This window comes from Streptomyces sp. NPDC057307, assembly GCF_042667665.1.
Taxonomy (GTDB): Bacteria; Actinomycetota; Actinomycetes; order Streptomycetales; family Streptomycetaceae; genus Streptomyces.
Genome location: NZ_JBHUZM010000013.1, coordinates 39979 through 66794, shown reverse-complemented (window position 1 = coordinate 66794; position 26816 = coordinate 39979). Strand labels below are relative to the sequence as shown.

The window sequence follows — 26816 nt, the reverse complement described above, 5'->3', positions numbered from 1 at the left end:
GACCGGAAAGCACATGAGCACTTCCTCGTTCCTGTTGCGACGGGCCCTCCAGGCCCTCGCGGTGATCGTCATCGTCACGATCGTGGTCTTCGGTCTGCTGCACGCCCTGCCCGGGGGTCCCGCTCGCGGGATCCTCGGCCCGCAGGCCACAGCGCAGCAGATCGCGTCGTTCAACCACGATCAGGGCCTCGACAAGCCAATTCCCGTGCAGTACTTCTACTACGTCAACAACCTGCTGCACGGTGACCTCGGATCCTCGTACACCCTCAACGAGCCGGTCTCCCAGCTCATCACCGAGCGGCTGCCCAAGACCCTGTTGCTCACCGCCCTTTCGGCGATCGTCGGCCTTCTGCTGGCCATCCCGCTGGGCATGTGGCAGGCCGTCCGGCGCAACAGGCCGGTCGACTACGTCATCACCACGCTGAGCTTCATCGCCTACTCCACGCCCGTGTACTTCCTCGGGCTGATCCTGGTGCTGGTGTTCAGCCAGGTGCTGCCGTGGTTCCCGTCCCAGGCCCCTCAAGGGGACACGCTCGCCCAGGTGTTCGCCGACCCGCAGGCACTGGTGCTGCCGGTCGTCGCCGGTGCCGCCTCGATGATCGCGGTGTTCAGCCGCTACATGCGGGCGGCCACCCTGGAGAACCTCTCCGAGGACTACGTCAGGACCGCGCGGGCCGGCGGCTCCCGCTCCCGCGCCATCCTGTGGCGGCATGTGTTCCGCAACTCGCTGACGCCGGTGGTCGCCATGCTCGGCTACTACGTGCCGGTGCTGTTCGGCGGCGCCCTGGTGGTCGAACAGCTCTTCAACTACCCCGGCATGGGCCTGCTCTTCTGGACCGCCGCGCAGTCCTCCGACTACCCGGTGCTGCTGGGCTGTGTGCTGGTCATCGCGATCGCCACGGTGGTCGGCACGCTGCTCGCCGACATCGTCCAGCGGATCATCGACCCCCGAGTGAAGGCAGGCCGGGCATGAGCGCCGTCATCCAGCCGGGCCGGCTGCCCGGCAAGACCACCGCCACCGCGGCGTCGGGCTCCCGGCTCGCCGTCCGGCGCTTCCTGCGCAACAAGCTCGCCGTGGTCGGGCTCGGCGTGGTGGTCTTCTTCTTCCTGTTCTGCTTCGTCGGTCCGCTGGTGTACTCCACCGACCAGACCCACACGATGCTGGAGCAGGTCAACCTCGCCCCCAGCGGCTCGCACTGGCTCGGCACCGACGCGGTCGGCCACGACGAACTGGGCCGGCTGATGTACGGCGGCAAGGTGTCGCTGATCGTCGGCCTCGCCGCGGGCGTCCTGGCCACCGTGATCGGCACCCTGTGGGGCGCCGCCGCCGGCTACGCGGGCGGCTGGATCGACGCGCTCATGATGCGCATCGTGGACGCGGGGATCGCCATCCCGGCGCTCTTCATCCTGCTGGTGGTCTCCGCCATCACCACCCCGGGGCCGACCGGACTGATCGTCATCCTCGGCCTCGTCTCCTGGCTGATGCCGTCCCGGCTGATCCGGGCCGAGACGCTCAGCCTGAAGAACCGCGACTACGTCCTGACCCTGCGGGCCATCGGCGGGACGCACTCCCGGGCGATCACCCGGCACATCCTGCCGAACTCCGTCTCGACCATCATCGTCGCGGCCACCTTCCAGATCGCCGACGCCATCCTGCTGGTCGCGTACGTCTCCTACCTGGGCCTGGGCGTCCAGCCGCCGGCCACCGACTGGGGCGGCATGCTCTCGGCCGGACTCACCGCCGCCTACTCCGGCTACTGGTGGCTCATCCTGCCGCCCGGCCTGGCCATCATCATGGTGGTCTGGGCGTTCAACGCGATCGGGGACGGACTCCGCGACGCATTCGACGTGAGGGGACGCGGATGACCGCCGCCCAGGGCTCCGCCGCCCCGCAGGCCGGGCCGATACTCGAACTCGACGACCTCGGTGTCGTCTTCACCACCGAGACCGGCGACGTGCCGGCCGTCCGTGGTGTCTCCCTGCACGTCCGCCCCGGCGAGACGCTCGCCCTGGTCGGCGAGTCGGGCTCCGGCAAGTCCACCATCGCGCTCGCCGCGATGGGACTGCTGGACGGCAACGCCCGTGCCACCGGCAGCGCCACCATCGCCGGCCACCAGATGGTCGGTGCCCGCGAGCCCGACCTGGCGGCGCTGCGCGGCAGGACCGTCGCCATGGTGTTCCAGGAACCGGCCACCGCGCTCGACCCGCTCACCCGGATCGGCAAGCAGATCGCCGAGGTAATCCGCAACCACCGCGAGGTGTCCGCCAAGGACGCCGCCGCCGAGGCCGTCGGACTCCTCCGCAAGGTCGGCATCCCCGAACCGGAGAAGCGGGCCGGCGCCTACCCCTTCCAGCTCTCCGGCGGACAGCGCCAGCGGGTGGTCATCGCCATGGCCATCGCCAACGAGCCCGCCCTGCTGATCGCCGACGAGCCGACCACCGCGCTGGACGTCACGGTCCAGGCCGAGATCCTCGACCTGCTGCGCCGCCTCGCCGTCGAGACCGGCACCGGCGTCCTGCTGGTCACCCACAACATGGGCGTGGTCGCGGACTTCGCCGACCGGGTCGCCGTGATGTACGACGGCGAGCTGGTGGAGACCGGCCCGGTCGAGGACGTGCTGCTCCGCCCGTCCCACGACTACACCAAGCGGCTGCTGGCCGCGGTGCCCCGGCTGACGGTCGCCGAGTCGGGCCCGGCCGCGCCGCCGGCCGCCGAGACCACCCGCCCCGGCACCGAGCCGGGCGCCGAGACCACCCGCTCGGCCGCCGAGCCGGTGGTCGAACTGCGCGACGTCTCGGTGGTGTTCGGCCACGGCAAGGGCGCCGTACGGGCCCTGGACGGGGTTTCCCTCGCCGTCCACGCCGGGGAGACCCTGGGCCTGGTGGGCGAGTCGGGCTCCGGCAAGTCCACCGCCTCCCGCGTCGCGCTCGGTCTGATCCCGCCGAACTCCGGCACCGCCTCGCTGTTCGGCACCGACCTGGCCCGCACCCGGTCCCGGGCCCGCCGGGCGCTGCGGGCCGGTATCGGTGTGGTCCTCCAGGACCCGGTGGCCTCGCTGGATGCCCGTATGACGGTCGGTGAGTGCGTCGCGGAACCGCTCAGGGTGCACCGCCGCGGACTCTCCGCCAAGGACCGCCAGGCCAAGGTCGCCGCCGTCCTCGACCGGGTCCGGCTCTCGCGTGATCTCGCCCGGCGTGCCCCCAGGGAGCTGTCCGGCGGTCAGCGCCAGCGGGTCAGCCTGGCCCGCGCCCTGGTCCTGGAGCCCCGGCTGCTGGTCGCCGACGAGCCCACCAGCGCGCTCGACGTGAGCGTGCAGGAGGCGGTACTCGAAGTGATCTCCGAACTCCAGGACGAGCTGGGCTTCGCCTGTCTCTTCGTCTCCCACGACCTGGCCGTCGTCCAGCACTTCGCCCAGCGCGTCGTGGTGATGCGGGCCGGCCGGATCGAGGAGCAGGGCGCCACCGGCGCGACCCTGCTGCACCCGGAGACCGACTACACCCGCCGGCTGCTGGCCGCCGTGCCGGTCCCCGACCCGGTGATCCAACGCGGCCGCAGAGCCGAACGCCTGGCCACCCTCGCGGCCGGCCGGACGGAGGTCCAGGGGTGAGTGCCCACGACCGTACGCTCTTCGCCGGCGTGGACATCGGCGGCACCACCACCCAAGTGGTGCTCTGCGCCGAGGACTTGACCGTGCTGGACCGCGCCGAGGTGGCGACCCCGGCGACCGACGGCGGCCGGGCCATGATCGGCGCGGCCATGGGCGCGCTGGCCCCGCTGCTCAAGCGCACCCCCGGCCGCCTCGCCGGCACCGGGGTCGGCGCGGCCGGCGTGGTGGACTCCGCCGCCGGCCGCATCCTGGTGGCCAGCGACTCCTTCACCGGCTGGGCCGGCTTCGCGGTGACGGACGCCGTCGAAGAGGCGCTGGGCGTCCCGGCGTTCCTCGACAACGACGTCAACGCCTTCCTCTACGGGGAAGTCTCCGGCGGCGCCGTGCGCGGCGAGTCGGACATCCTCGGCATGACCCTGGGCACCGGGGTCGGCGGCGCGCTGTGGACCGGCGGCGCGCTGTTCGCCGGGCCGCACGGCGCGGCCGGCGAGATCGGGCACATTCCCGGCTTCGGCGATCTGCTCTGCTCCTGCGGCGGCCGGGGCCATCTGGAGACCCTGGCCTCCGGCCGTTCCATCGGCGCCCGTTACGCGGAGCGGACCGGCCGCCGGCTGACCGCCCGCGAGGTCGCCGACGCGGTCGGCCACGGCGACCAGGACGCCCTCGCGGTGTACCGGGCCGCCGGTGCCGGGATCGCCCGCGCGATCGTGATGACGGCGGGCCTCGTCGACATCACCACGGTGGTGGTCGGCGGCGGGGTCAGCCGCGCCTGGCCCGTGCTGGAGCCCCTCGTCCTGTCGGCGCTGGCCGCCGACCCGCCGGTCAGCGGCCACCCCATCCGGCTGGTCAGGGCGACCCTGACCACCGACGCGGTCCCGGTCGGCGGCGCGGCCCGGGCCCGGCGGGAGCTGACGGCGAAGGTCGGGGTCTGAGGAGTCCGGGCCGGGGGCATCACCAGCCCGCTTCGGTGCTACGCGTGTGTCGTAGCACCGGGGCGGGCTCTGCGCCGCCCCGCCTCCGACGCCGCATGCCGCATGCCGCATGCCGCCTACAGGTCGCTCTTCACACCATCGATGAATGCGGACCATGCCTGCCCGGAGACAACGAGGGCCGGACCGTGGGGGTTCTTGCTGTCGCGAACAGGCACCACACCGACGAGCCCGTCAACGACCTCCACGCAGTCACCATTATCCGGACCGCTGTAGCTGGACTTGCGCCACGGAAGCGCACCGGCCACCTCCACACAACTGCCGTTGTCACCACCGCTGTAGCTGGACTTGCGCCATGTGGTGAGTATGGATGCGTCAGTGATGCGATGAACGCTCATGGTCGTACTCCTCCGCCACCGAGTCGAGCAGATCGAGGGATGCCTCCGGGGGAAGAGAGGCTGCCCGTGCCAGATCGTATGCGTCTCGGTAACGACGCACCATTGACGGCTCGTCGGTCAACGCCCCGGTGAGCAAGCCCTCGACGTACACCATGTCCGGCGCATCGTCGAAGCGCATCAGCTTCACCATGCTGCTCATGGTCGCGTGCGCGCCCTCCCTATGGGGCACCACCTGCACCAGCACCCGCCCGGATCGCCCCAACGCGGCGATATGACGGAGCTGTTCGGCCATCACCTCAGGCCCACCGACCACGGCCCGGATGACGTTCTCGTTCAGGATCGCCCACACGGTTGGGCTCTCCCGGTTGTTCAACATACGTCCGCGCTCAAGCCTGTTGGCCACACGTTCATCGACATCCGCGGCGGTGCTGTTCGTCTGCCCTGCTCGTAGCACCGCCCGCGCGTACCGCTCCGTCTGAAGGACACCCGGCATCAACGACACCGCGTACTCCTCGATGAACGAGGCGAGTTGCTCCGCCTCGGCCGCCGCCTCGAAGTGTTCGGCGAACTTCACCTTGCCCAGCGTCCGCCGCATCCGCACGAAGAACCCGTCCGTACGGAGCACCTTGTCCAGGCGTTGCGCGTCCGGCAGCGAGGGCGTGCGCCGCCCCGCCTCGAAGTGGGCGATCAGCGACGGCGAACACACCACCCGCTCACCCACATCGGCCTGCGTCAACTCGGCGGCCTCCCGCCTGCGTCGCAGCTCGTCCCCGTAGAACTCTTCGTTGGACTGCGGCTCTTCGCGTTCGACCCGGCCGGCCATGCGCCCAGCCCCTTTCGCTTCGCGGATTTCCCCCAACCCACGTTAGCGTCACAGAGTCAGCAACCAGACACTAAAGGTGACATTCCTCCGGCCGTCCGCATGCACCCCTCGTCGCATCGGCGGACACTCCACTCGGTCTGCGGCCTGCGGATCGCTCTTCACGACGGCCGTTCGTGAGGTCAAGGAGGAGACCGGACTCGATGTGGAGATCACGGGATTCGTCGGTACCTATACCGACCCCCGGCACATCATCGAGTACAGCGACGGGGAGGTGCGGCGGCAGTTCGACGTCTGTTTCACCGCGCGCATCGTCGGCGGTGAGCTGGCCATCTCCGACGAGAGCACGGAACTGCGGTTCGTGGAGGCGGTCGAACTCGACTCGCTGCCCATGCACCACACCCAACGGCTACGTCTCCAGCACTTCACCGAGCATCGGGCAGAGCCCTATCTGGGGTAGGGCCCCCGGGTACGGCAGAGAGAGCAGGCACCCGATCCGACCCGGCCCACCTCACACGCGGCACCCGCCCCGAAACCGTCCGCGATGCGCGACACTGGACGTTTGGCCGCGTGTAGTGGCCGTACGAAGGACGAAAGGGCGCAGCTGTGAATGGACCTCTCATCGTCCAGAGCGACAAGACATTGCTGCTGGAGGTGGACCACGACCAGGCCGACGCCTGTCGTCGTGCCATCGCGCCCTTCGCCGAGCTGGAGCGCGCGCCGGAGCACATCCATACGTACCGGCTGACCCCGCTCGGACTGTGGAACGCCCGCGCCGCCGGGCACGACGCCGAGCAGGTCATCGACGCGCTGGTGGCGTTCTCGCGCTATCCGGTGCCGCACGCGCTGCTCGTGGACGTCGCCGAGACCATGGCCAGGTACGGGCGGCTCACCCTGTCCAAGCACCCCACCCACGGGCTCGTGCTGACCTGCACCGACCGGCCCGTGCTTGAGGAGATCCTGCGGTCGAAGAAGGTGCAGCCGCTGGTCGGGACGCGGATCGACCCGGACACCGTCGCCGTGCACCCCTCCGAGCGCGGGCAGATCAAGCAGACGCTGCTCAAGCTGGGCTGGCCGGCCGAGGACCTGGCCGGGTATGTGGACGGCGAGGCGCACGCCATCGAGCTGGACGAGCGGGAGTGGTCGCTGCGGCCGTACCAGAAGCAGGCCGTCGAGGGCTTCTGGCACGGCGGGTCCGGGGTCGTGGTGCTGCCGTGCGGCGCGGGCAAGACGCTCGTCGGCGCGGGGGCGATGGCGCAGGCGAAGGCGACGACGCTGATCCTCGTCACGAACACCGTCTCCGCCCGGCAGTGGAAGCACGAGCTGATCCGGCGGACGTCGCTCACCGAGGAGGAGATCGGCGAGTACAGCGGGACCCGCAAGGAGATCCGCCCGGTCACCATCGCCACGTACCAGGTGCTCACGGTCCGCCGTAAGGGCGTCTATCCGCACCTGGAGCTGTTCGACTCGCGCGACTGGGGCCTGGTCATCTACGACGAGGTGCATCTGCTGCCCGCTCCTGTCTTCAAGTTCACCGCCGACCTCCAGGCGCGGCGTCGGCTGGGGCTGACGGCGACGCTCGTACGGGAGGACGGCCGTGAGTCGGACGTCTTCTCTCTCATCGGGCCGAAGCGCTTCGACGCGCCGTGGAAGGAGATCGAGGCGCAGGGCTACATCGCACCCGCGGACTGTGTCGAGGTACGGGTCAATCTCACCGACAGCGAACGGCTGGCGTACGCGACGGCCGAGCAGGACGAGAAGTACCGCTTCTGCGCGACGACGGCGACGAAGCGCAAGGTGACGGAGGCGCTGGTCCGTAAGCACATGGGCGAGCAGACGCTGGTCATCGGCCAGTACATCGATCAGCTCGACGAGCTGGGCGAGCATCTGGACGCCCCGGTGATCAAGGGTGAGACGAGCAACGCGCAGCGGGAGAAGCTGTTCGAGGCGTTCCGGCAGGGCGAGATCTCGGTACTCGTCGTGTCGAAGGTCGCGAACTTCTCGATCGATCTGCCGGAGGCGACGGTCGCGATCCAGGTGTCCGGCACATTCGGCTCCCGCCAGGAGGAGGCCCAGCGGCTGGGCCGGGTGCTCCGCCCGAAGGCGGACGGTCACGAGGCCCGCTTCTACTCGGTGGTGGCCCGCGACACGATCGACCAGGACTTCGCGGCGCACCGCCAGCGGTTCCTCGCCGAGCAGGGATACGCCTACCGCATCGTGGACGCCGACGAGCTGCTGGCCGGCAACTGAGCCGGGGGGCGGCGGGCAGGGCGGGGCAGGGCTTCGGAGGGCAGGGCGGGGCAGGGGCCTACGGCGGTCGGGGGCTCAGCGCATAATGCCCGCCTCCTCCCCGTACTCACCGAGGACGGCCACGCTGAACGCGGCGGTCACGAAGACCTTGACGGCCCGCAGCGCGTCGCCGACGCGGTGCGGGGCGTGCGGGCCGGTGTGAGGGGCGGAACCGAGCGCCGTCGCCCCGCTGTGCGAGGGGCCGGTGTGCACGGTCGGGATGGGGGTGAAGGTCGCTGTACTCATACTTCAATGGTGCTTCTCCGGCGACCGGAACACATCGCTCTGCGGAGTGAAACGGCAGAGCCGTTTCCTACGACTCCAGAGATACGGCATCCCCTACGGGGACTACGCCTCCCATCCCTGACACGTACCAGGGAACGAGAGCGAGCCGGAAATAACCGTTCGCCCGCCCGCCGCCCGCTGACTACACTCTCCCTCTTCTCCCGCCTCCCTCCGAGGAGCGCCGCCACCCGGTCGGAAACCGGGCGGCTGCCCTGACGTGATCCATCGCCGACACCTCGCCGCCACCCCGTCACCACCGGGTCGCGGCCCGTCGGCCTGCGTACATCCGGAGGCACCACCGTGTCCGCGCACGACCCCGCACCGACCCGTACAGACACGAGCACGAGCACCGGCACAAACACCGGCACAGACACCGACACCGGCACTGACACCGGCACCGACCCCCTCCTCGCCCGTGAACGCGCCCACCTCGACGCCTCCCGCGCCGCCCTTCGCTCCATGCGCGAGGACGTCCAGGCCCTCGACATCCGCGACGTGACGGCGAACTGGGTCAACGCCGCCGTCCTCGAATCCCAGATCGAGGACCGCATCAAGGCACTCGCCGACCTCTCCCACACCCCGCTCTTCTTCGGCCGCCTCGACTACGAGCACGCCGTCGGCGCCGACGAGGCCGAGGGCGCCGAGGGCGAGCGCTTCTACATCGGCCGGCGGCACGTCCACGACGCCGACGGCGACCCCATGGTGATCGACTGGCGCGCACCCGTCTCGCAGGCCTTCTACCAGGCTTCCAAGAAGAATCCGCTGGACGTCGGCCTGCGCCGCCGCTTCGGTTACACGGCCGGCGAGCTGACCGCGTACGAGGACGAACACCTCTCCGACCCCACGGAGGCGGTCCACTCCAGCAAGCTCCTCCAGGCCGAGATCGAGCGCCCGCGCGTCGGCCCCATGCGTGACATCGTCGCGACGATCCAGCCCGAGCAGGACGAGATCGTCCGCTCCGGGCTCGGCGGCTCCGTCTGTGTGCAGGGCGGCCCCGGCACCGGAAAGACGGCGGTCGGCCTGCACCGGGTGGCGTATCTGCTGTACGCGCACCGCGACCGGCTGGCCCGTACCGGCACGCTGGTCATCGGGCCGAACGCCTCCTTCCTGCACTACATCGAGCAAGTGCTGCCCGCGCTGGGCGAGTTGGAGGTCAAGCAGGCGACCGTCGACGAGCTGGTGGCGTCCGGGCCCGGCCAGGTGCGGGTGACGGGCGTGGACAGCGCGGCGACGGCGGTCGTCAAGGGCGACGCCCGCATGGCGCAGGTGCTGCGCCGGGCCGTCCGCTCGCACGTCACGCTGCCGACCGAGCCGGTCATGGTGGTGCGCGGCTCCCGGCGCTGGCGGATCCCGGCGTACGAACTCGAAGAACTGGTACGGGAGTTGCTGGCCCGCGACATCCGCTACGGCGCCGCGCACGACGCCCTGCCGCAGCGCATCGCACACGCCGTGCTCGTACAGATGGAGAGATCCGGCGAGGCGCCCGACGACCGTGTGCAGGACGCGGTGGCCCGTAACCCCGCGGTGAAAGCCGCCGTCAAGACGCTGTGGCCCGCCGTCGACCCGGCGAAACTGGTGCTGCGGCTGCTCTCCGACATGGACTTCCTGGCCGAGCACGCGGAGGGGCTGCTCACGGCGGAGGAGCAGAAGGCACTGCTGTGGACGAAGCCGCCGCGCAGCCTGCGGACGGCGAAGTGGTCGTCGGCGGACGCGGTGCTGATCGACGAGGCGAACGACCTGGTGTCCCGTACGCACTCGCTCGGCCATGTCGTACTGGACGAGGCGCAGGATCTGTCCCCGATGCAGTACCGGGCGGTGGGCCGGCGCTGCTCGACCGGTTCGGCGACGGTGCTCGGGGACCTCGCGCAGGGCACCACGCCCTGGGCGACGGCGAGCTGGGCGGAGGCCCTGACGCATCTGGGCAAGCCGGACGCGCTGGTCGAGGAACTGACGGCCGGTTTCCGCGTACCGCGCGAGGTGATCGCCTACGCGTCGCGCCTGCTGCCCACGATCTCGCCGGGGCTGACGGAGGTGGCATCGGTACGTGAGTCGCCGGGCTCCCTGGAGGTACGGGCGGTGGGCCAGGCCGAAGCGGACACGGCGGCGGATCCGGCCGAAGCGGACGCGGCGGTCGTCGGCGCCTGCCTGGAGTCGCTGCGCCACGAGGGCTCGATCGGCCTGATCGCGGCGGACGCCCGTATCCCGGCCCTGTCCGCCGCCCTGTCGGCGGCGGACCTTCCGTACCTGTCCCCCGGCGAGGAGACGACGGCGGTCTCCCGCCTCACCCTGGTCCCGGCGTCGCTGGCGAAGGGCCTTGAGTACGACTACGTGGTCCTGGACGAGCCCTCGGCGGTGGTGGCGGGCGAACCGGACGAGCGCACGGGCCTGCGCCGCCTGTACGTGGCCCTGACCCGCGCGGTCTCGGGCCTGCTCGTGATCCACGCCTCTCCGCTGCCGGAGCAGTTGGACACGGCCTGGGCGGGGTCGGCCGGGTAGGCGACACTGTTCGGGTGAACTCGAACGATGATCCCGAGGCGGAGACGGTGGCCGTGGCCGCCGATGGAGCGGATTCGGTGCAGGGAGCGGGGTCGGGGGCGGGGTCGGTGCCCGCCGCACCGGCCCAGGCCGAGGGCGAGGTCGAGGCCGGGGGCGAGGTCGAGGCCGGGGGCGAGGTCGAGGCGCCTACGGACAGCGGCAACACCGCCACCGCCTCCCCCACCCGCCGCCTCTTCTGGTCGGCCATCGGCGTCGCCCTCGGGCTGCTCCTCCTCGACCAGGGCACCAAGTGGTGGGCCGTCAGCGCGCTGGGGGACTCGGAGTCGATCTCCGTCATCGGCGACTTCATCCGCTTCTGGCTCGTCTACAACCCCGGCGCCGCCTTCTCCATGGGCACCGGCGTGACCTGGATCTTCACCGTCTTCGCCGGGGTCGCCGTGGTGGCCATCGCCTGGTACGCGTGGCGTGTGCGCTCCACCCCGTGGACGTACGCACTCGGCCTGCTCCTCGGCGGCGCCACCTCCCACTTCGGCGACCGGCTGTTCCGCGCCCCCGGCTTCGGGCGCGGGCACGTGGTCGACTTCATCGACTACTCGGGGTTCTTCGTCGGGAACGTCGCCGACATCGGGATCTTCGCGGGCGCCGTGACCATCGTGGTGCTGTCGTTCAAGGGCATAGAGCCCACCCACGACGCCGCGACCGCCACGCAGACCGCTCAGACCGCCCAGACCGCCCAGACCGCCACCCGGAACGCCGACACCGGGAGTGACCTCTCCCGGGAATGATCGTTTCCTCTCGTGGCGGTCGGCTTCGGATGTCCGGGCGCCGGCTTCCCCACGACTGAGCCGGAGGCCTGACTCGCGAGGCTGCCCCGTTCGTACGGGGCCGGGGGTGGCGACGATGTGCGGTCTCACGGGATACGCCGGTTTCGCGGGCGCCCCGCCCACTGGCACGCCCGGGTCCGAGGAGGGCGGACGCGGGCCCCTCGTACGGGAGCACGGCGGACGTGCCGGACTCGTGGTGATCTTCCGCCCGGTGGTCTTCGCGGTGGTCTCCGCCGCTGAGGTCTGCCCCCACACCGGGTTACGGCGTGAACTCCCCGCCCTCGGCTGCCACTTCCCCACCCGGAGCGACGGCGAGGCCCTGCCCCTCGCCGTTCGCGAGCTGAGGCGAAAGTGCCCCGCCCCCGCTGAAGGGCAGGTTCACCCAAGCCCAGAAGCCGTCCTCGCCCATCCCGGCCGTCGGCACCGCCGTGGATCTGCTCGACCGGCGGGCCGTACGCCGACTGCTGCCGGAGGCCGGCGGCGAGGACCGGTTCCCGCGCGAGGGGCTGGAGTTCGTCCTGAGCCCGGACCACTGGCCGCGCACCCACCGGCCCGCCCTGCTGCTGCAGCGCCGCCCCGCCCCACCGCCCGGCCCTGAGGCGGTAACGCCCCCACCGGCCTCCCCGAAGCTGTAACACCCCATCCCCACCAGCCCCTTCGACCGACCTGGACCACCTCATGCGGCACCCCGTGATCGTCTCCGCCGTCCGTACGCCCATCGGGCGCACCCGCACCGGCGCGCTCGCCGCCGTCCGGCCCGACAACCTGCTCGCCCACACCGTCGCCGAAGCCGTGGCCCGCGTACCGGGCACGGCGCCGGCGGACATCGACGACCTCGTCGTGGGCTGCGCGCTGCCCGGCGGCGAGCAGGGTTTCAACATCGCCAGGATCGCCGCCGTCCTGCTCGGCTGGGACCATGTGCCGGGAGTGACGGTGAACCGCCTGTGTACGTCCTCCCTCCAGGCCATCCGCATGGCCGCCCAAGCGGTGCGGTGCGGCGACGCGGACGTCGTCGTCGCCGCGGGCGTGGAGTCGCATTCGCGCCTCAGCCTGAACGGCAGCAGCGACACCTGGCCGGACACCGAGAACCCCGCCTTCGCCGCGGCCCGCGAACGCTCCGCCCGCCGCGCCCTGCCCGGGACCCCGCTCGACAGCCTGCCCGGAAGCCCGCCGTCGCCCTGGACCGACCCCCGCGAAGAGCACCTGCTGCCCGACCCGTACATCCCCGTCGGCCTCGCCGCCGAGAACGCCGCCGACGCGTTCGGCATCTCCCGCGAGTCCATGGACACCTACGCGGCCCGCTCGCACCGCCTCACCGAACTCGCCGTCGCCGAGGGCTTCCACTTCGGTGACATCACGCCGGTCAAAGCCCCCGACGGTACGACAGCCGGCACCGACGACTGCCCCCGCACCGGGGTGACTCCGCAGAGCCTGGCCGCGCTGCCGCCCCGGTTCCGACCGGGCGGCAGGGTCACCGCGGGCAACAGTTCCCCGCTGTCCGACGGCGCCGCGGCGGTCGTCGTGATGTCGGAGTCGTACGCGCGCGAGCACGGCCACACCCCGCTCGCCCGCGTTCTCGCCACCGCGCTGTCCGCCTCCAGCCCGGAGACGGAAGGCCCCGCGCCCGTCGCCGCGACGCGTACCGTGCTCGGCCGGGCGGGGATGTCGCTCTCGGACGTGGGCACCGTCGCCGGCAACGAACCCTTCGCCGCCCAAGTGCTCGCCTACTGCGCCGCCCTCGGCCTCGACCCCGACCGCGTGAACACGCACGGGGGCTCCATCGCCCTGGGCGAACCCTTCGGCGCCGCCGGCGCGCGCCTCACCACCACGGCCCTCACCACGCTGCGGCACGACGACCTGTCGACGGCCCTGGTGTCCGTCGTCGCCGCGGGCGGTCAGGGCATGGCGATGCTGCTGGAACGCGCGTAATCCACGTAACCCACGTAACCGAGGAACGGGTCGAGGAACGGGTCGAGGAACGGGTCGAGGAACGGGTCGAGGAACGGGTCGAGGAACGGAAGCTCAGGGCCTGTCGATCGCCTCGCGCCACTCCCGTACCGTCGCCTCGTCCACCGGCGCGGCCCAGCCGTTCGGCCGGGCCGCGCCGCCGATGTGGAACGCGTTCAGGCCGCCCGCCCGGAGCCGCGGGAGGTGGTCGAGCCGCAGCCCGCCGCCGACGAGGAGTTCGGGACCGTAACCCGGTTCGCCGCGCGCCCCGGACGCCGCCTCCGCCAGCAGGACCGGGATGCCCTCGTCGACCCCGCTCGCCGAACCGGCCGTGAGATACGTGTCCAGACCGGGCAGGTCCGCGAGCTGCTTGCGCAGCGCGTCGCGGTCGGCCGCGCGGTCGATCGCCCGGTGGAAGGTCCAGCGGCAGGGGTCCAGCTCCGCGACGAGCCGTTCGACCGTGACGAGGTCCGGGTTGCCGGCGATGTCGAGAAAGCCGAGTACGAACTCGTCGGCGCCCTCGATCCGCATCGCGCCCACGGATTCCACCAGCGCGTCCACGTCTTCCGGTGAGCCCGCCGAGAAGCCGTCCTGGAGTCTCAGCATCACGCGCAGCGAGATGTCGACGGAGGCACGGATCTTGGCGAAGGTCTCGACCGCGGGGGTGAGGCCGTCCGCCGCCATGTCGGTGACCAGCTCAAGCCGGTCCGCCCCGCCGGCCTGGGCCGCGACAGCGTCCTCGGCGTCGAGGGCGATCACCTCCAGGACTGCACGCTTGCTCATGGGAACCCATTCCGTTCGGGAGGCTGGTCGGGAAGCTGGTCTGAAGCTGGTCGTGAGACCGCGAAGCCGGGCAGAACTCGGGACGAACGGGACGATCGTTCGCCAGTCGCCCCGCTATAGGTCTAGTCCAATAGCCAGCCTACGACGCCGCACGCCGCGTCCGCATCACCAACCTCCACCACACCACATCAGTGACCGCCGGCCCGGACGGTGAAGGACGCGGTCCGGACCTTCCCCTCGTGCCGGAAGTCGAAGAACAGCCGGTACGCCCCGTCGCTGGGCGCCGTCGCCCCGAAGGACACCGTCGCGCCCGACCGGCCGTCCGGGTGGACGTGCAGATAGGCGAGGTCGCCGGCGCGGAGGGCGACGAGATGGCCGTAAGCCCCGAGGTAGGGCTGAAGGTTGGCGACGGGCTTGCCGTCCTTGCTGACCGTCAGCTTCACGTCGCTCGCCTTGCCGGGGGTCAGCGCGCCGTCGAGTGCGACCCGGTAGCCGTCGACCTCGGCGGTGGCGCGGACGGGCGGGAGGGCGGAGGGCTTGTACGGCCCCGAGACGGCGAGGTCCGCGCCGAGTGTGAGGTTCGTCGCGGCAGCGGCGTGGCCGCCTTCCCCGTGGCCGCCCTCCCCGTGGGCGTCACCCTCTTCGGCGGCGCTCCCCTCCGCCGCCCCGCCCGGCGTGAAGTCGGCGAAGACCCGGTAGTCGCCCGCCTTGGGCAGTTCGACGGGGATGGACCACACGCCGTCGGCCGCGCGCTCCGGGTGCAGATGCCGGAAGACCGTCAGATCGCGCGAGGCGACGATGAAGTGCAGCTCCTTCTCGTGCTCGCGCTCGTACGAGGTGAGGTTGCGGTCGTGCTCGTCCTTGATCGAGAACTTCAGTTCCGTACGGGCCCCGGCCTCGATCGCGGTCTTTTCGAGGGCGAGGCTGTAGCCGCCGTCGGAGATCTGGAGTCCGCCGGCGGGCAGCTTCGCCGTCGCGGCGTCAGCGCTCCTGCCCGCCTCACCCTTGTCCGCCTCCTCGGCGCCCGACTCCCCACCCGACTCCCCGCCCGCCCCGTGCTCCTTCTCGTGCTGCGCGGGCGGCGGCTTCTCGGCGACGACCGGATCCGTAGCCGTCCCCACCCCGTACGCGACCCCGAATGTCACGGCGAGCGCGGCGGCGTACGCGGCGATCCTGACCCCGGTGTTCATGGTGATGTTCATGATTCGAATATACCCCTGGGGGGTATAAAGTCAAGCGAGGAACTACCCTTGCCTGAGATAGGGGCGAGGGGTATACATGAATCAGGAGCTAGATACCCCCTAGGGGTATAGGACCCGGTATCGCGACAGAGCACACCGGGACTCAGAGGACTCAGAGGAGAAGGCCAGTCATGAGCACCACACCGGCAACCGACACACCCGCCGTCGCCTCCGCCGCCCCGGCCAACGCCCCGGCCAACGCGACGGACCCGGCCGCGGCCCCGGCCGCCACGGTCGACGTCGAACTCGCCATCGGTGGCATGACCTGCGCCTCTTGCGCCGCTCGTATCGAGAAGAAGCTCAACCGCATGGACGGCGTCGAGGCGACCGTCAACTACGCGACGGAGAAGGCCAAGGTCAGCTACGCGCAGGGCGATCTCTCCGTACGCGACCTGATCGCCACCGTCGAGGCGACCGGCTACACCGCCGCCGAACCACCCCCGCCCCGACCGGCGGGCGGCTCCCCCGGTACGGGCCGGGACGACCGCGCCGACAGCGACGGCGCCGGCAGCGACCGTGACCGTGACCGTGACCGTGAGAACGACGAACTGCGGCCCCTGCGCGAGCGGTTGATCACCGCCGTCGTCCTCTCCGTCCCCGTCATCGCGATGGCGATGATCCCGGCGCTGCAGATCGAGTACTGGCAGTGGCTGTCCCTGACCCTCGCCGCGCCTGTCGTCACCTATGCCGCGTGGCCGTTCCACCGCGCGGCGTGGACGAACGCCAAGCACGGCGCGGCGACGATGGACACGCTGATCTCGGTGGGCACGTCGGCGGCGTTCCTGTGGTCGCTGTGGGCGCTGTTCTTCGGTACGGCGGGCACTCCGGGCATGACGCACCCCTTCGAGCTGACGATCGCGCGGAGCGACGGTGCGGGGAACATCTACCTGGAGGCGGCGGCGGGTGTCACCGCGTTCATCCTGGCGGGCCGGTATTTCGAGGCCCGCTCCAAGCGCAAGGCCGGGGCCGCGCTGAAGGCGCTGATGGAACTGGGCGCGAAGGAGGTCACCGTCCTGCGCGACGGCGCGGAAGTGACCGTCCCGACGGGCGAGTTGGCGGTCGGGGACCGGTTCGTCGTACGTCCGGGGGAGAAGATCGCCACCGACGGCACCGTGGTCGAGGGCACCTCCGCCGTCGACGCGTCCATGCTGACCGGTGAGTCGGTGCCGGTGGAGGTCGGGCCGGGCGACGCCGTGACCGGGGCGACCCTCAACGCGGGAGGTCGGCTGGTCGTGGCCGCCACCCGTATCGGCTCCGACACCCAACTCGCCCGCATGGCGCGCATGGTCGAGGACGCGCAGAACGGCAAGGCCGCCGCCCAGCGCCTCGCCGACAAGATCTCCGCCGTCTTCGTCCCCGTCGTCATCGCCCTCGCGCTCGGCACACTCGGCTTCTGGCTGGGCAACGGATCGGGCCTGACGGCCGCGTTCACGGCCGCCGTCGCCGTACTGATCATCGCCTGCCCCTGCGCGCTCGGCCTGGCCACGCCCACCGCCCTGATGGTCGGCACGGGGCGCGGCGCACAGCTCGGCATCCTCATCAAGGGCCCCGAGGTCCTGGAATCGACCCGCAAGGTCGACACGATCGTCCTCGACAAGACCGGCACCGTCACCACCGGCAGGATGACCCTCCTCGACGTCCACACCGCGCCCAACACGGACAGGGCGGAACTCCTCCGGCTGGCCGGCGCGTTGGAGCACGCCTCCGAGCACCCCATCGCCCGCGCCGTCGCCACCGGAGCCGTCGACCAGGTCGGCACCCTCCCCGCCCCCGAGGACTTCACGAACGTCGCGGGCCTCGGAGTCCAGGGAATCGTCGAAGGCCACGCCGTCCTCGTCGGACGCGAGCGGCTTCTGGCGGAGTGGGAGATCCGGCTTCCGGAGGAGCTGGAGCGCGCCAAGTCGCAGGCGGAGGCCGCGGGTCGTACGGCCATCGCGGTCGCCTGGGACGGTGAGGCGCGCGGCGTCCTGGAAGTGGCCGACGCCGTCAAGGACACCAGCGCCGAGGCGATCCGCCGGCTGCGCGGCCTCGGGCTCACCCCCGTCCTGCTCACCGGCGACAACAAGACCGTCGCCGAGGCGGTGGCCAGGGAGGTCGGCATCACCGACGTCATCGCGGAAGTCATGCCCGAGGACAAGGTCGATGTCGTCAAACGCCTCCAGGCACAGGGCAAGTCGGTCGCCATGGTCGGCGACGGTGTCAACGACGCCGCCGCGCTCGCCCAGGCCGACCTCGGCCTGGCCATGGGCACCGGCACCGACGCCGCCATCGAAGCGGGCGACCTCACCCTCGTCACCGGTGACCTGCGCGCCGCCGCCGACGCCATCCGCCTCTCCCGCCGCACCCTCGGCACCATCAAGGGCAATCTCTTCTGGGCCTTCGGCTACAACGTCGCCGCGCTCCCCCTCGCCGCCGCCGGACTCCTCAACCCCATGATCGCCGGCGCCGCCATGGCCTTCTCGTCCGTCTTCGTCGTCGGCAACTCCCTGCGGCTCCGCGGCTTCAAGGCATCCGGCTGAGCTGTTCGAGCGGCCGAATACTGGTCCAGACCAAAGCCTTGACAGGGTGGCGCTTCACTTCTTAGATCGAAGAGGTGAAGCGCTTTCTGTCGCTTCCCGAACGTCCGTTTCTCGATCCACCTGTCTGTCATATGCATGACAACCCCCACTCAGGAAGGGATCGTCACGTGCTCACCAGGACACGTTTCACGCAACGCCCACTCCGTCTGCTCCTCCTGCTCGCCGTCCTCCTCGGCCTGGCCGCCGTACCCACCACCGGTCGCACGGCGTCGGCGACGCCGGCCGCCGAGCAGACGGCCGACCGGCAGGCCGCGGACTTCAAGGTCCTCGGCTTCTACAGCGGCACCTGGGACGCCGCGCACATCAACTTCGTGGCGGAGGCGAGGAAGTGGTTCCCGCAGACCGCCGCGGCGAACAACTTCACGTTCGAGTCGACCAACAACTGGAACCGGCTGACCGGCACCGGCCTCCAGGGCGTGGACGTGGTCCTGTTCCTCGACGACCTGCCGCAGAGCGCCGCCCAGCGGTCGGGCTTCGAGCAGTACATGCGCAACGGTGGCGGCTGGATGGGCTTCCATGTCGCGGCCTTCACGACGGGCGCCCAGCAGTGGCCCTGGTACCACAACGAGTTCCTGGGCAGCGGCAACTTCAAGTCCAATACCTGGGGCCCGACCACCGCCAAGCTGAAGACCGAGAACACCTCGCACCCGTCGCTCGCGGGCGTTCCGGCGACCTTCACCTCGTCGGTCAGCGAGTGGTACAGCTGGTCGAACAATCTCCGGTCGAACCCCAACATCAAGGTCCTGGCCTCGGTCGACAAGTCGAGCTTCCCGCTCGGTACGGACCCCAACCAGTCCTGGTACAGCGGGGATTACCCGATCCTGTGGACCAACAGCAACTACAAGATGCTGTACGCGAACTTCGGCCACAACGCCATGGACTACAACACCAACACCGGCCTGTCGTCCACGTTCGACAGCGCCACGCAGAACCGCTTCCTGATCAACGGCCTGAAGTGGCTGGCGCAGTGACCCGCTGAATCGGGTCGGATGGGCCGGGGTCGGTTGAGCCGGGTCGGTTCAACCCGTTCGGTTGAGCCGGGTTCGGTTGAACCCGCCCGGTTGAATCAGTTGGGTGGGACCAGTCCGGTCAGATGAGGCCGGTGACAGTCACCGTCACCGTGATACGCCGGGAGTCACCGGCCTCCGTCACCCCCAGTACCGCGTCCCGCACCGCGCGCGTCACATCCAGCGTGCGGTGCGTCCGCCGGGCGACGAACTGGACCTCGACCTGCCAGGCGCCAGGAGCCGTGCCCGGCCGCACCCGTACGCCGGACTTCCGCCGGTCGCGCGACGCGTACGACGCCCGGACCAGGTCGGCGAGTCCGGGCCGCAGGAAGGCCACCCCGGGCACCCGCTCCACGGCGTCGACGGCGGCCAGCGCCAGAGCGTCCTTCATCGCACCGGTCGTGCCGGCGGTCCCGTTGGGTGTCATCGGCCGTCTCCTCCCTCTTCTTCGTCGTCGTCATCGTCGACATCGGCATCGTCCTCTTCGCCTTCCTCTTCGCCATCGTCATCGTCATCGTCGAAGAGGTCGATCACGAGCACGTCGATGCTCTCCACCTCGATACCGATGGCGTCCCGCGCCGAGTCCGCGACCCGCGCCCGGATCTCCTCGGCCAGCTCCGGCAGATTGAGGTGGAGCGCGGCCGCCACTTCGAGCCGTACGTTCACGGGCCCACGCTCGCGCGGGCTGATGCGGCAGCTCCCCGCCCGTACCCCCGGCAGGGACTCGGCGGCGGCCCGGAAGGCGCGTGCCGCCGCCGCTTCCACGATCCACAGGTCCTCGTCGGGCTCACCGAGCGGCAGGGAGCGGCCGGGCCGCAGCTCCAGTCGCACGATGTCCATGACTCGGGTCGTGAGATCGGAGACCTCGGCCGGGCCGGGCGGCACGGCCTCCCTCGTCCGGTCCACGGCCTCGCCGAGGGCGGCGAGGTCGGCCAGCGCGGCGGAGCAGTAGGGGCACTCCACCAGATGTGGGTCGCTGACATGCCAGCCGGCGATATCCGGGGCGACGACCCGCGGGCCGACGGCGCCGGGCGAGCCATCGACCGCGTCCCAGGCTTCCCAGACGACGCTCAACTCCCGCCCGCACGGAAGCAGTTCGGCGCCGGTCTCGGCGTCAGCCTCGGTGCCGGTGTCAGTACCGGTGTCAGTACCCGCGCCGGTCTCGGTGTCGGTCTCGTCGAATTCCCCCTCGGCGGCCACCCCGTTTCCGAGGCCGGGGCGGTCGGGATGCGCGTTCAGCGCCATGCGCTCATCGCCTCCGTCAGGTAGCGGCGTGCGCGGAAGACCCTGCCCCGGACCGCCACCAGGCTGATCCCGACCGTCTCCGCGATGTTCTCGTAACTCATCCCGTGCAACTCCCGCAGCACCCAGCAGGCCCGCTGCTCGGGCGAGAGGCCGGCCATGGCCACCGCCAGTGCGCGCACGGCGGCGTGCGACTCGGCGGCACGTGCCGGTGAGGACTCGTGCTCGGGCGCGGCCGGTTCCGGTACGGAGTCGAGGTCCGTCGCCGGGCGCCGGGCGCGCAGGTGGTTGAGGCACCGGTTGGTGACAATCCGGTATATCCAGGTCTTGAACTCCGCGTCGCCCCGGAATTCCGGCAGCTTTCGCCAGGCACTCACGAACGCGTCCTGCACGGCGTCCTCGGCCTCGGTCCGGCTGCCGAGGAGCCGGGTGGCCAGTTGCAGCATGACCGGTCCGTGGGTGCGTACGAGCAGCTCGAACGCTTCCTCGTCACCCTCGCCCGCGCGTACCGCCAGCAGGTTGTCGCCGGGCACTCACCGACTCCTCTCGCCGCCTCGTCGTATCCATTCCATGCATCTCGTGCGGACACATTCCTTGGACACGGGCCACAGCGGAACGTCACGCGAGAACTCGTGGAAATTTCCGCGTGACGAATGCCGGGCACCGGTGTCCAACGAGTTGAGAGTCCGGGAGAACCGGCGAACTCCCGCACGACGAACAGCAAAAGACCAACAGCAAAGACCAACAGCAAAAGACCCACGCCATAAGACATACGACAAACGAGGAGGCTGTCCCATGGCAGCGACCCAGACCCAGGAAGTGTCCCCCGTCTCCCCCAAGGCGACGAGCGGCCAGGGCATCGGCACGACGAGCCCCGGCGCGGCCGGCTCCACCACCCTCGGCAGCGGAGCCACCGGAGCCTCCGAGCCCGCCGCCACCCGGGGCCGGACCTCCATCGCGGATGTCGTCGTCGTGAAGATCTCCGGGATGGCGGCGCGCGAGATCCCGGGTGTGTACGACATGGGCGGCGGTCTGTCCCGCACGCTCGGCGCGGTGCGCGACCGCGTTCCGGGCGGCCGTCCCAACGTGGGCCGGGGAGTGAAGGTCGAGGTCGGCGAGCGCCAGACCGCTATCGATCTGGACCTGGTGGTGGAGTACGGCGTGCCGATCACCGATGTCGCCCGTGACGTGAGGGAGAACGTCATCGCGGCCGTCGAGCGAATTACCGGACTTGAGGTCGTCGAGGTGAACGTCACGGTCAACGACGTGCATCTGCCCGACGACGAGGACGAGTCGAACAGCGGCACCGACACCCGCGTCGAGTGACCGGCCCGATGAAACCGGAGAATCCGATGAACGCGTCCCTTGTGGGGCTGGTCGTCGGCATGGCGTTGGGTTTCGCGGGCTGGTTCGGCGGATTCGGGGCGTTCCTGCTGGTGGCCGCGTTGGGGGCGGTGGGCTTCGTGGTGGGGCGGCTGGCCGACCAGGGCATGAGCCTGCGTGAGTTCCTGGACCCGGACGAACGGAAACGCCGGTGAGCGCGGGCACGGGAGATCGGTCGGCCGCCGCCATGCCCGTGTCCCCTCTCGTACCTCTGCTCGCCCTCCCGCCCCTGCCTCCGCCCGCCGACCGTGGCGCGACACGGATCGCGGACCGCGTGGTGCGGCGGGTGGCGGGCCGGGTCGCGGAGGAGACGCTGCGGCCGGCCGGGGGTGAGGTGGTGCGTGCGTCGGCCGACGTACACGGCAGCCGGGTCGACCGCATCCAGCTCGACGTCGGTCTGGCCTACCCCGCGCATCTCGAAACGTGCGGGGCGGACTTGCAGCGGCGAGTGACGGAACGCACCGCGCAGCTCACGGGTCTGACGGTCAGCCGTACGGCGGTCCGGATCACCCGTCTCGCGCAGTCGCCGACACCGGCGGTCGAGTCGACAGGGACGGCCGGATCAACCGAGTCGGCGGAGTCCACCGCACCCCGTGCCGGCTGGCGCCCCTGGTCCGAACGCCGTTTCCCGGCAGCCGTGTTCGCACTGATCGGTGCGGTCGTGAGCGGGGCGCTGCTCGCCGATGTCGTCGCGGTCGCGGTCGGCCGCGCGCCGGCCGACGCGCGGGTGCGCACGCTGGACTGGCTGACGAGCCACGGTCCCGCCGACACGGTGGTGGCCGTCGGGGCCGCCGCGGCGACGGTGGCCGGCCTGTGGTTGGTGTTCGTGGCGCTCACACCCGGACTGCGCGGGCGCCTGGCGATGTCCGGTACGCGCGCCGGCATCGACAGACCGGCCGTGGCCGCTCTCGTTCGCCATCGCGCGGCCGACGTGCCCGGCGTCTCGCGCGTACGGGTCACGGCCGGGCGCCGCCGGATCGTCATACGCGCCCGGCTCAGCTTCGGTGATCCGGACCAGGCGCGCGATGTCCTCAGGCGCGTCACGCAGGACGTCGTGACCGGTCTCGGCCTGGCGAAGCCGCCACGGGTGCGGGTCCGTGTCCGCCGCGACCAGTACTGGCAGCCGCCCCGCGAACAGGACCACGAGCAGGACCGAGAGCAGGACCGCGAACAGAAGGAGGTAGCCCCCGATGCCCACATCCCGGCCCCGACCTCAGCCAAGACACCGGCCCCGGCTCCGTAGCGCCGTCGACCGCACCCTGCTGGCCGTGCTCGGTGCCGTTCTGGCCGGGGCGGGCGTGTGGGTCCTGACCGGTCACCAGACCGTACGGGCGCACCTCCCCGGCTGGTGGCCCGCCTCGGCCACCGCCCGGACCGACGGCGCCCTGACGGACCGCGCCCTGCTGTCCCGGCTGCGCGACGACGCCTGGTGGACCCCGGCCGTCATCGCTGCCCTCGCCGTCGTGTTCCTGCTGCTCGTGTGGTGGCTGCTGGCGCAGTTCCGGACCGGGCAGCCCCGCACGCTCCCCCTCCCCCGCCCGGGGCTCGGGCTCCGTACCGGAGCGCTGACGGCGGCCATGGAGGAGCGGACGGAGCGGATCCCCGGTGTGGACCGGGCCCGGGTGACCCTGTCGGGCCGGCCGCACCGCCTGCGCGCGACGTTCTCCGTACGGCTGGAGGCGGACGCCGTCCCGGCCGATGTCGTACGGCGCATCGTCGCGGGCCCGGTCACCGACGCCCGGACGAGCAGCGAGGGCGCACGACGTATCGACGCGGTCGTACGGCTCCGCGCCCCGGCCGGGACCCCGGGCCGATCCCGCCCGGGCCTCGGCAGGACCCGCACCACTCGCGACACCACACGTGCGCCACTGCTGTGAACAGCATCGAAGGCCCCCCGCAGGGCACCCTGAAGGGCAGGCAGTACGACAGGACGGCCGTACAGCTCGACCGCCACCCACCCGACGGGGAGACGAGAGTGCCCAAGTCCCGCCCGGCACGCGCCCCGGCACGCACCCCGGCACACGCGTGGTGGCACCCGCACCCGCACCGCCCACGCGCCAAGCATCCCCCGCGCGAGCCCCGCCATTACGCCCAGGCGCTGCGTCGCACCCCGATCGCCCTGTGGCGGGACGACGCCACCGACTCGGCCGCCGCCCTCACCTACTACACGGTCCTGGCGATCATCCCGGCCCTCCTGGTGACCGTGGCCGCCATCGGTCTCGCGGGCTCCGACGCGTCCAGCGAGCTGGCCTCGCAGATCACCGCGCTCGTCCCCGCCCAGTCCCGGCAGTTGATCCATGAGGCGCTGGCCCAGATGACGCACCAGCGCACCGCGGCCTGGCTGCTGACGATCTTCGGCGCGGTCGGCGCGCTCTGGTCCTCCTCCAGCTATCTCGGCGTCTTCCGCCGGGCGCTGCACCGTATGAACGGCGCCGTGGACCACCGCCCGCCGTGGCGGACGGCGCCGCGCATCGTGGCCACGGCGTGCGCGCTGCTCACGCTCCTCGTCACGAGCGCGTTCACGCTGGTGCTGACGGGCGACGCGGTCCGCCGGATCGGTCCGGTGCTGGGCATCGGGAGCACGGCGAGCGTGGTGTGGACCGGGCTGAAGTGGCCGCTGCTGCTGACGCTCGCGGCGGTTCTGGTCCTCATCGTCTTCCGTACGGGCCCGCCCGGCACCCGCCATCTGAGGCGCGCGCTGCCCGGCGGAGTGCTCGCGGTGCTGCTGTGGCTGCTGGTGTCGGCGGGATTCGCGCTGTACGCGGCCCACTCGGGGACGTACAGCCGCCTCTACGGCTCACTCGCCGGCAGCGTCGTCTTTCTCGTCTGGCTGTGGCTGTCGAACCTGTCGCTGGTGGCGGGCGCCCAGTTCAACGCGGAGTTGGAGGCCGCGCACCGGCGTCTAGGCTCTTCGTCCATGGCAGCTACGGCAACAGCTCACGGCACCCCCGAAACCCCCGAAGACAACACCCTGCGTGGCCGCTGGCTGCGCACCCTCGCCGCCGTACGGAGTGAGGACACCCCCGACGCCCTCCCCTACGCCGACGAACTCCTGACCCGGTGGGCCGAGCCCCAGCGCCGGTATCACACCGCCGATCACCTCCTCGCCGTCCTGGAGCACATCGACACGCTCGCCGCGCACGCGGACGACCCCGAGGCCGTGCGCCTGGCCGCCTGGTTCCACGACGCCGTCTACCGCCCCGACCGCTCGGAGAACGAGGAGCGCAGCGCCGTGCTCGCGCTGCGCGCGCTCACCGAGGCGGGCGTGCCGGCCGGCCGTACGGAGGAGGTCGCCCGTCTCGTCCGGCTCACCGTCACCCACGACCCGGCGCCCGGCGACACCAACGGCGAGGTGCTGTGTGACGCGGATCTCGCCATCCTGGCGGGCGAGCCGGAGGCGTACGAGGCGTACACCCGCGCCGTACGGGAGGAGTACGGCTTCGTCCCGGACGACGCCTTCCGGGCGGGCCGCGCGGCCGTCCTGCGCCAACTCCTGGACCTGGAAAGGCTGTTCCGTACGCCGCACGGTGCGGCGGCCTGGGAGGAGCGGGCCCGTGCGAATCTCACCGCCGAGCTGGCGACTCTCAGCCACTGACCGGCGGTGCCCCCGGCCCACCGGTGATGGCAGGAATGACCGGGCGGGACCCCGCTGTTGTAGGTGTCATGCCTGATTCCGCTCGCGTCGCGCCCAGTCACGCCCGCATGCCCCTTGCCGTGTACATACTCGGGCTGTCCGTCTTCGCCCTCGGGACCAGCGAGTTCATGCTGTCCGGGCTGCTGCCTCCGATCGCCGACGACATGGATGTCACCATCCCGCAGGCCGGTCTGCTGATATCCGCGTTCGCGATCGGCATGGTCGTCGGCGCCCCGCTGCTCGCCGTGGCGACGCTGCGGCTGCCGCGCCGTACGACGCTCATCGCGCTGATCTCGGTCTTCGGCCTCGGCCAGATCGCGGGCGCGCTCGCGCCCACCTACGAGGTCCTGTTCGTCTCGCGCGTCGTCAGCGCGTTCGCGTGCGCGGGCTTCTGGGCGGTCGGCGCGGCGGTCGCCATCGCGATGGTGCCGAAGACGTCGCGCGCCCGCGCGATGGCCGTGATGATCGGCGGACTGTCGATCGCGAATGTGCTCGGTGTGCCGGCGGGGGCGTTCCTCGGTACGCATCTGGGCTGGCGTTCCGCGTTCTGGGCGGTCGGCGCCGCGTCGGCGATCGCGCTGGTCGGTGTGGCGACGCTCATCCCGCGTATCCCGCTGCCGGAGCGGAAGCCGGAGCTGCGGCGCGAGTTGCTGATCTACCGCGACCGCCAGGTCTGGCTCGCGATCGCGATCACGGCGCTGGCGGCGGGCGGGGTCTTCTGCGCGTTCTCCTATCTGGCTCCGCTGCTCACGGACGTGGCCGGGCTCGACGAGGGCTGGGTCCCGACGGTGCTGGCGCTGTTCGGCGTCGGCGCGCTGATCGGCACGGTGATCGGCGGCCGGGTCGCGGACGCGCACCTCTTCGGGGTGCTGCTGAGCGGGGTGGTGGCGTCGACGGTGTTCCTGTCGGCGCTGGCGCTTCTCGCGTCGAGCGCGGTGGCGGTGGTGGTGCTGTCGCTGCTGCTGGGCTTCTCGGCGTTCTTCACGGCGCCGGCGCTGAACGCCCGGTTGTTCAACGTGGCGGCGGCCGCCCCGATCCTGGCGGGCGCGACGGCGACGTCGGCGTTCAACCTGGGCAACACCGGGGGTCCGTGGCTGGGCGGCACGGTGATCGACGCGGGGCTGGGCTTCGCGTCGACGGCCTGGGCGGGGGCGGCGATGACGGTGGTGGCGGTGGGCCTGGTGGCCCTCGCGATGCGCCATCAGCGCCCGAGCGCCACACGAGTGATCGCGACGGGTGCGACCGGAGCGGCCGGTACGGGCGGCGCTACCGGCCCGGCTGGCGCGACTACGCCCAGCCTCGTCAAGTCACCCCCGGCCCCCACCGGCCCGACCCGCGAGTGAGGGCGCGT

The 26816-nt window shown here is 71.4% G+C and carries 24 protein-coding genes and 3 pseudogenes; 19 read left to right on the top strand and 8 right to left on the bottom strand.

Features of this window, described 5'->3' with window-relative positions; all coding sequences use genetic code 11:
• Positions 1-13 precede the first annotated feature (13 nt).
• The 4 genes from ACFUN8_RS08190 to ACFUN8_RS08175 are packed head-to-tail and all read left to right on the top strand — an operon-like array spanning position 14 to position 4540.
• Complete coding sequence (locus ACFUN8_RS08190) at positions 14-973, top strand: ABC transporter permease (protein WP_383633272.1); 960 nt, start codon at positions 14-16, stop codon at positions 971-973.
• A complete protein-coding gene (locus tag ACFUN8_RS08185; RefSeq protein ID WP_383633269.1) occupies positions 970-1866 on the top strand; it encodes an ABC transporter permease in 897 nt (298 codons plus the stop codon). Before ACFUN8_RS08190 ends, ACFUN8_RS08185 begins: the two co-directional genes overlap by 4 nt.
• Positions 1863-3608, top strand: coding sequence for a dipeptide ABC transporter ATP-binding protein (locus ACFUN8_RS08180; protein ID WP_383633266.1), 1746 nt, complete (start codon positions 1863-1865; stop codon positions 3606-3608). Before ACFUN8_RS08185 ends, ACFUN8_RS08180 begins: the two co-directional genes overlap by 4 nt.
• The gene (locus ACFUN8_RS08175; protein WP_383633263.1) at positions 3605-4540 is read left to right on the top strand and encodes an ROK family protein; all 936 of its coding nucleotides are present in this window, start codon (positions 3605-3607) and stop codon (positions 4538-4540) included. Before ACFUN8_RS08180 ends, ACFUN8_RS08175 begins: the two co-directional genes overlap by 4 nt.
• Positions 4541-4656: 116 nt before the next feature.
• Here ACFUN8_RS08175 and ACFUN8_RS08170 read toward each other — a convergent pair whose 3' ends face one another.
• Both ACFUN8_RS08170 and ACFUN8_RS08165 read right to left on the bottom strand, forming a co-directional pair.
• The gene (locus ACFUN8_RS08170) at positions 4657-4935 is read right to left on the bottom strand and encodes a DUF397 domain-containing protein (RefSeq protein WP_383633260.1); all 279 of its coding nucleotides are present in this window, start codon (positions 4933-4935) and stop codon (positions 4657-4659) included.
• Positions 4913-5758, bottom strand: coding sequence for a helix-turn-helix domain-containing protein (locus tag ACFUN8_RS08165; RefSeq protein ID WP_383633257.1), 846 nt, complete (start codon positions 5756-5758; stop codon positions 4913-4915). The genes ACFUN8_RS08170 and ACFUN8_RS08165 overlap by 23 nt, the downstream gene beginning before the upstream one ends.
• A gap of 151 nt (positions 5759-5909) precedes the next feature.
• Between ACFUN8_RS08165 and ACFUN8_RS08160 the strand changes: the two are divergent.
• Together ACFUN8_RS08160 and ACFUN8_RS08155 are read left to right on the top strand one after the other, a co-directional pair.
• Positions 5910-6215: pseudogene (locus ACFUN8_RS08160) on the top strand (NUDIX domain-containing protein); the annotation flags it as partial.
• Positions 6216-6361: 146 nt separating this feature from the next.
• Positions 6362-8005 carry a DNA repair helicase XPB gene (locus ACFUN8_RS08155; RefSeq protein ID WP_354608214.1) on the top strand — a complete coding sequence of 548 codons (1644 nt, stop codon included), beginning with the start codon at positions 6362-6364 and terminating at the stop codon, positions 8003-8005.
• Between the two features lie 75 nt (positions 8006-8080).
• Here the strand turns inward: ACFUN8_RS08155 and ACFUN8_RS08150 are convergent, their stop codons facing one another.
• On the bottom strand, positions 8081-8290 hold the full coding sequence (locus ACFUN8_RS08150; RefSeq protein ID WP_383633253.1) for a hypothetical protein: 210 nt from the start codon (positions 8288-8290) through the stop codon (positions 8081-8083).
• 498 nt (positions 8291-8788) lie between these two features.
• On the opposite strand from ACFUN8_RS08150, the gene ACFUN8_RS08145 reads away from it, so the two are divergent.
• The 4 genes from ACFUN8_RS08145 to ACFUN8_RS08130 all read left to right on the top strand — a co-directional run bounded on the left by ACFUN8_RS08145 (position 8789) and on the right by ACFUN8_RS08130 (position 13578).
• Entirely contained in the window at positions 8789-10825 is a 2037-nt protein-coding gene (locus tag ACFUN8_RS08145; RefSeq protein WP_383633390.1) for a HelD family protein, read from the top strand.
• 14 nt (positions 10826-10839) lie between these two features.
• On the top strand, positions 10840-11610 hold the full coding sequence (locus ACFUN8_RS08140; RefSeq protein ID WP_383633250.1) for a signal peptidase II: 771 nt from the start codon (positions 10840-10842) through the stop codon (positions 11608-11610).
• A gap of 467 nt (positions 11611-12077) precedes the next feature.
• Positions 12078-12284, top strand: coding sequence for a hypothetical protein (locus tag ACFUN8_RS08135; RefSeq protein ID WP_383633247.1), 207 nt, complete (start codon positions 12078-12080; stop codon positions 12282-12284).
• 43 nt (positions 12285-12327) lie between these two features.
• Positions 12328-13578: an acetyl-CoA C-acyltransferase gene (locus ACFUN8_RS08130; protein ID WP_383633244.1), complete on the top strand. Its 1251-nt coding sequence runs from the start codon at positions 12328-12330 to the stop codon at positions 13576-13578.
• 93 nt (positions 13579-13671) lie between these two features.
• On the opposite strand, the gene ACFUN8_RS08125 is transcribed toward ACFUN8_RS08130, so the two are convergent.
• Together ACFUN8_RS08125 and ACFUN8_RS08120 are read right to left on the bottom strand one after the other, a co-directional pair.
• Entirely contained in the window at positions 13672-14379 is a 708-nt protein-coding gene (locus ACFUN8_RS08125) for a copper homeostasis protein CutC (protein WP_383633241.1), read from the bottom strand.
• Between the two features lie 188 nt (positions 14380-14567).
• Positions 14568-15569 carry a hypothetical protein gene (locus ACFUN8_RS08120; protein ID WP_383633387.1) on the bottom strand — a complete coding sequence of 334 codons (1002 nt, stop codon included), beginning with the start codon at positions 15567-15569 and terminating at the stop codon, positions 14568-14570.
• Between the two features lie 311 nt (positions 15570-15880).
• On the opposite strand from ACFUN8_RS08120, the gene ACFUN8_RS08115 reads away from it, so the two are divergent.
• Positions 15881-18139: a heavy metal translocating P-type ATPase gene (locus ACFUN8_RS08115; RefSeq protein ID WP_383633384.1), complete on the top strand. Its 2259-nt coding sequence runs from the start codon at positions 15881-15883 to the stop codon at positions 18137-18139.
• Between the two features lie 131 nt (positions 18140-18270).
• Positions 18271-19161, top strand: a pseudogene (locus ACFUN8_RS08110) (ThuA domain-containing protein); the annotation flags it as partial.
• Between the two features lie 127 nt (positions 19162-19288).
• Here ACFUN8_RS08110 and ACFUN8_RS08105 read toward each other — a convergent pair.
• The 3 genes from ACFUN8_RS08105 to ACFUN8_RS08095 are packed head-to-tail and all read right to left on the bottom strand — an operon-like array spanning position 19289 to position 20981.
• Positions 19289-19633 (bottom strand): Asp23/Gls24 family envelope stress response protein, encoded by a 345-nt coding sequence (locus tag ACFUN8_RS08105; protein WP_383633238.1) that lies wholly within the window; start codon positions 19631-19633, stop codon positions 19289-19291.
• Positions 19630-20451, bottom strand: coding sequence for a hypothetical protein (locus tag ACFUN8_RS08100; RefSeq protein ID WP_383633236.1), 822 nt, complete (start codon positions 20449-20451; stop codon positions 19630-19632). Before ACFUN8_RS08100 ends, ACFUN8_RS08105 begins: the two co-directional genes overlap by 4 nt.
• Entirely contained in the window at positions 20442-20981 is a 540-nt protein-coding gene (locus ACFUN8_RS08095; RefSeq protein WP_383633233.1) for an RNA polymerase sigma factor, read from the bottom strand. The genes ACFUN8_RS08100 and ACFUN8_RS08095 overlap by 10 nt, the downstream gene beginning before the upstream one ends.
• A 262-nt stretch (positions 20982-21243) precedes the next feature.
• Here ACFUN8_RS08095 and ACFUN8_RS08090 point away from each other — a divergent pair, with 262 nt between their 5' ends.
• The 7 genes and pseudogenes from ACFUN8_RS08090 to ACFUN8_RS08060 all read left to right on the top strand — a co-directional run bounded on the left by ACFUN8_RS08090 (position 21244) and on the right by ACFUN8_RS08060 (position 26808).
• Positions 21244-21774 carry an Asp23/Gls24 family envelope stress response protein gene (locus ACFUN8_RS08090; RefSeq protein ID WP_383633230.1) on the top strand — a complete coding sequence of 177 codons (531 nt, stop codon included), beginning with the start codon at positions 21244-21246 and terminating at the stop codon, positions 21772-21774.
• 26 nt (positions 21775-21800) lie between these two features.
• Positions 21801-21986: a hypothetical protein gene (locus tag ACFUN8_RS08085; protein WP_383633227.1), complete on the top strand. Its 186-nt coding sequence runs from the start codon at positions 21801-21803 to the stop codon at positions 21984-21986.
• 32 nt (positions 21987-22018) lie between these two features.
• Entirely contained in the window at positions 22019-23074 is a 1056-nt protein-coding gene (locus ACFUN8_RS08080; protein WP_383633224.1) for a DUF6286 domain-containing protein, read from the top strand.
• A complete protein-coding gene (locus tag ACFUN8_RS08075; protein ID WP_383633399.1) occupies positions 23022-23708 on the top strand; it encodes a hypothetical protein in 687 nt (228 codons plus the stop codon). The genes ACFUN8_RS08080 and ACFUN8_RS08075 overlap by 53 nt, the downstream gene beginning before the upstream one ends.
• Positions 23705-24661, top strand: a pseudogene (locus tag ACFUN8_RS08070) (YihY/virulence factor BrkB family protein); the annotation flags it as partial. The gene ACFUN8_RS08075 and the pseudogene ACFUN8_RS08070, both read left to right, overlap by 4 nt.
• 87 nt (positions 24662-24748) lie before the next feature.
• On the top strand, positions 24749-25426 hold the full coding sequence (locus ACFUN8_RS08065; RefSeq protein WP_383633381.1) for an HD domain-containing protein: 678 nt from the start codon (positions 24749-24751) through the stop codon (positions 25424-25426).
• Positions 25427-25533: 107 nt separating this feature from the next.
• A complete protein-coding gene (locus ACFUN8_RS08060) occupies positions 25534-26808 on the top strand; it encodes a Cmx/CmrA family chloramphenicol efflux MFS transporter (protein ID WP_383633221.1) in 1275 nt (424 codons plus the stop codon).
• The last annotated feature ends 8 nt before the right edge of the window (positions 26809-26816 follow it).